The sequence below is a fragment of the Streptomyces sp. NPDC054956 genome (genome assembly GCF_053609185.1).
Genome location: NZ_JBSGXB010000475.1, coordinates 1 through 3,933, shown reverse-complemented (window position 1 = coordinate 3,933; position 3,933 = coordinate 1). Strand labels below are relative to the sequence as shown.

Here is a 3,933-nt window from a genome sequence, read left to right as displayed (position 1 = left end):
GTGTAGATGTCGCAATCCACACCGAACCCGGAGGCCCTCACCCATTTCAAGAACCCAGCACGTGTGTCACCAACGTCCCCGGACAACACACCTAGGCCGTCCCAGGCGGCGGTCGATCCCCCGGCCCGCGGAACCCGGACGGGGCCGCACCCCGTCGCCCTTCCCGGGAACTGTGCAGGCCGGGGGCTTGTGGTGGGTGGAAGCGCGTGGCTACAGTCCCTGATTACACGTGTAACTCCTCACTCCCGCACCCCTCACCTCCCCAAGCCGCGAGAGGCACAGCCATGTCCACGATCCCCGCCACCCCGCCCACGAGAACCGAGGCGCGCGCGTCCGCACCGGACGGGGGCGGCCGGCGTACGGGCGTGCTCGCCCTCGCGGCCGTGCTGCTCGGGGCCGCCGCCGCGCTCGCGCTCGTCGTACGGCGGGACGTCGCGCACCCGCCCTTCCAGGACCTGGACGAGCGCTGGCTGACGTGGATGGGCGGGCCGCACGAGGGGCTGTACTCGGCCGTCGCGGCGGTCTTGAACTGGTTCGGGGGCCCGCTGGGAGCCGTCGTACCGCTCGCCCTGCTCTTCTTCCTGCTCGTCCGGCGCCGCTGGGTGGCGGCGGGCTTCCTCTTCGGCGTCTACATGGCCGGCAACATGCTCGTCGTGCAGGGGCTCAAGCACCTGGTGGACCGGCCGCGCCCGGCCGACCCGCTGGTCCGCGTCGACCACGGCTCCTTCCCCTCCGGGCACGCGGCCGGCGCGGCGCTCCTGGTCGTCGTCGTCGGGGTGCTCCTCCTCCCGGCCGCCCGGCGCCGGGCCTGGTGGACCGGCGGCGCGGTCTTCACGCTGGCGATGATGTGGAGCCGCACCTGGCTGCACGCGCACTGGCTCAGCGACACCGCCGCCGGGGCGGCGGCCGGTGCCGGGGCCGGGCTGCTGGCGTGGTGGCTCTGCGCCCCCGCGCTGGCCCGGGAGGCGGAGCGCACGCGCGCACGCCGGGAGGCCGCGGCGGGGTCACATGCCGCGGGCTGAGCGCCGGCGCAGCCCCAGACCCGTCAGGACCGCCAGCACCGCCGCCGCGAGCACGCCCGCGACGGTCAGCATCCAGACCGGGACGCCGCCGGCCGTGGCCAGTTCGTCGCGGTAGACGATCCGGCGGTACGCGGCGTCCGCGGCGGCGGCGCGCAGCTCGTGGTCGGCGTCGATCCGGGACGGGACGGGGAAGCTCTGGTCGATGGCGGTCAGGAACACGGGTGCGGTGCCGGCGAATTCGGCGACCGGTCCCGTCGGGGTGATCCGTCCGGCGAAGGTCACCTCGGGCTCGCTCCCGCCGATCGGGGAGGCGGGCTCCATGCGGTGGTCGGCCAGTACGTACAGGCCGAGGGACTGCGCGCTCTTGGCCAGCCTCGACAGCCGCATCGGGTAGACGAGCGTGTCGCTCTCGAAGCGGATCAGGAGCGGGTCGAGGGTGCCGCGCAGGGGGCCGCCGGGCTCCCGCGGGACGAGGCGTACGGCGACGTACTCCCAGCGCTGGTCGTCGTACGGCTTCAGCTCGGCGGTGAGCCCGTCGGGGAGTCTGAAGCCGTTGGAGTCGAGCCAGTCGCCCAGCGCGTCCGGGTCGGTCGCGGTCAGGCGGGCGACGTCGAAGTCGCCGAGCCGCTCCCGGCCGACGACGCCGACCCGGGCCTCCCCGCTGCCGGGCGGCACCGCTCCGGCGGTGTCCGCCCGGCCGGAGTCGAGCGGCCAGTCGCCCCGGCGCGGCCAGAAGTAGCTCCGGGTGCGGTACTCGGGGCCGGTCAGGTCCACCAGCTGCGGGATCAGCGTGGCGTCGCCGAGGCGCACCGTGGCGCGACCCGGCACCGGCATGATCCACGCGGCCCGCTTGGCGTCGCCGTTGACCTCGAACCGCATGGCCACCTGCTCGGTCCGGCCGTCCCAGCGCACCACGGAGGTCTCCCGGGAGACTCCGATCCGGGAGGTGCCGTCGGGGACCATCGCCCCGCAGCCGCAGGCGTAGGCGGGGCTGATCAGGGACCCCAGCTGGGTCGCGAGCAGCGCGCCCACCAGTACGCCGGCCCTTGGGCCGCCCAGCCGCTCGCGCGTGCTCTTCCACTTCCACATGTGCTCTGGGACGGAGGTGCCCCCGATCCGGTTCCGGTCATCTGTTCGCCATCCGCCGGCCATCCCGTCCTTCCACGCTGCGGGCGGCCGAGAGTTGTACGTACAACTTTCGGGAAGGTGACACAGGACGACGACGGAGGCACCCGATGTCCGCGACGGCGATCACCCGAGCGGCCGCGCCCTGGGTGCGCGACAACTGTCCCTGCGCCGGCTGCCGCGACCCTCGCACCGGCCAGAAGCTGTTCCAGATCACCGAGTTGCCCGAAGGTCTCGCCGTCGGCGCGGTGCGCGAGGTGCCCGCCTCCGGTGACGGCGGCGGACCTCGACGGGCGGATCCCGGAGGCCCGCTGGAACGCGTACACCGGCTCCCGCGAGGTCCGCGAGCGGGCCCTGGACAGCATGGTCCGGCTCGGCTTCGTCCTGCTGCGGGAGGTGCCGTGCCGGGACCGGATGGTGCTGGACGTGGCGCGCACCTTCGGCTTCGTACGCGAGACGAACTACGGTGAGCTCTTCGAGGTCCGCGTCGAGGCCGACCCCAACAACCTGGCCTTCACCGGCGCGCGGATCACCCCGCACACCGACAACCCGTACCGGGATCCGGTGCCGACGCTGCAGTTGCTGCACTGCCTGCGCAACGAGGCCCGGGGCGGGGACTCCGGGCTGGTCGACGGGTTCCACGCCGCCGCGCTGCTGCGCGAGCGGGAACCGGCGGCCTTCGAGGTGCTGACCCGGGTGCCGGTGGAGTTCGCCTTCTCCGACGCCCACACCGAACTGCGGGCCCACCGGCCGCTGATCGGCGTGGACCCGCTCGGGCGGGTGCGCGAGGTCCGCTTCAACAACCGCTCGATCGCCACCCTGCACCGGCCGGCGGCCGTGCTGGAGGAGTTCTACACCGCCTACCGGCTCTTCGGCGAGCTGCTGGAGCGGCCCGAGCTGCGGCTCGACTTCCGGCTCGCGCCCGGCGACTGCCTCGTCTTCGACAACACCCGCCTGCTGCACGCCCGTACGGCCTCCGCCGAGTCGGGCGGGCGCCACCTCCAGGGGGCCTACGCCGACCTCGACGGGCTGCTCTCCACCCTTGCCGTCCTGCGCCGCGAAGGAGCCCGCGCGTGAACGCCTCCGATCCCGACAGCGTCGTCGACCCCACCGGCTCCGTCGGTCCCGTCGGTGCCGTCGGCACTTGCACGGGACCGTGACCGGCCGCGATCTGATGGAGGGCGGCGTGGACAACCGGCACAGCCACACGGGGGCCGACTGGCTCGGCCGCTGGTTCGGGCCGGAGGTGACCGAGCCGGTCCGGCTCCACGTGGCCGCCAAGCGGTACCTGTGCGCGGTCGAGCCAGGCTACTTCGGCCTGCTCTCCGAGGCCTCGGTGCACACCCTGCGCGTCCAGGGCGGCCCGATGACCGCCGAGGAGGTACGCGGCTTCGAGGCGCTGCCGGGTGCGGCCGACGCGGTGGCCGTGCGGCGCCGGGACGAGCGGGCCAAGGACCCCGACCTGGCCACCCCGGACTTCGGCCACTTCCGGCCGCTGCTGGAGGCTCTGCTGCTCAGGGGGTGAGGCGGCGGCCCAGCGCGCTCGCGGCCGTCGTGTGCACCGTGAAGGCCACCGTGCCCGGCAGGTACCGGTCCTGGGACCACTCCACCGGGACCCCCGCCGGGTCGGTGGAGCGGCGCCGCTCGCGCAGCAGCGCCTCGCCCTCGCGGCAGCCCAGCAGTTCCGCGTCGTCGGCGTCGGCCACCGCGACGTCGATGGTGTGGTGGGCGTCGGTGAAGGGGCCACCGTGCGCGGCGAGGCGTTCGGAGTAGGAGACCGTGTCCC

General features: G+C 74.3%; 5 protein-coding genes. 3 read left to right on the top strand and 2 right to left on the bottom strand.

The genetic code is table 11. The features are described from left to right. Positions 1-284 precede the first annotated feature (284 nt). Positions 285-1,022 (top strand): phosphatase PAP2 family protein, encoded by a 738-nt coding sequence (locus tag ACWGDE_RS36900; protein ID WP_453393453.1) that lies wholly within the window; start codon positions 285-287, stop codon positions 1,020-1,022. Here the strand turns inward: ACWGDE_RS36900 and ACWGDE_RS36895 are convergent. Next, positions 1,005-2,111 carry a DUF2330 domain-containing protein gene (locus tag ACWGDE_RS36895; RefSeq protein WP_453393452.1) on the bottom strand — a complete coding sequence of 369 codons (1,107 nt, stop codon included), beginning with the start codon at positions 2,109-2,111 and terminating at the stop codon, positions 1,005-1,007. The genes ACWGDE_RS36900 and ACWGDE_RS36895 overlap by 18 nt on opposite strands. Positions 2,112-2,417: 306 nt before the next feature. Here ACWGDE_RS36895 and ACWGDE_RS36890 point away from each other — a divergent pair, with 306 nt between their 5' ends. Then, positions 2,418-3,224 (top strand): TauD/TfdA family dioxygenase, encoded by an 807-nt coding sequence (locus tag ACWGDE_RS36890; RefSeq protein WP_453393451.1) that lies wholly within the window; start codon positions 2,418-2,420, stop codon positions 3,222-3,224. A 67-nt stretch (positions 3,225-3,291) separates the two neighbouring features. After that, entirely contained in the window at positions 3,292-3,672 is a 381-nt protein-coding gene (locus tag ACWGDE_RS36885) for a hypothetical protein (protein WP_453393450.1), read from the top strand. Here the strand turns inward: ACWGDE_RS36885 and ACWGDE_RS36880 are convergent. Then, positions 3,662-3,933: UTRA domain-containing protein (locus tag ACWGDE_RS36880; RefSeq protein WP_453393449.1), on the bottom strand; the 272-nt coding region annotated here is incomplete at its 5' end. The genes ACWGDE_RS36885 and ACWGDE_RS36880 overlap by 11 nt on opposite strands.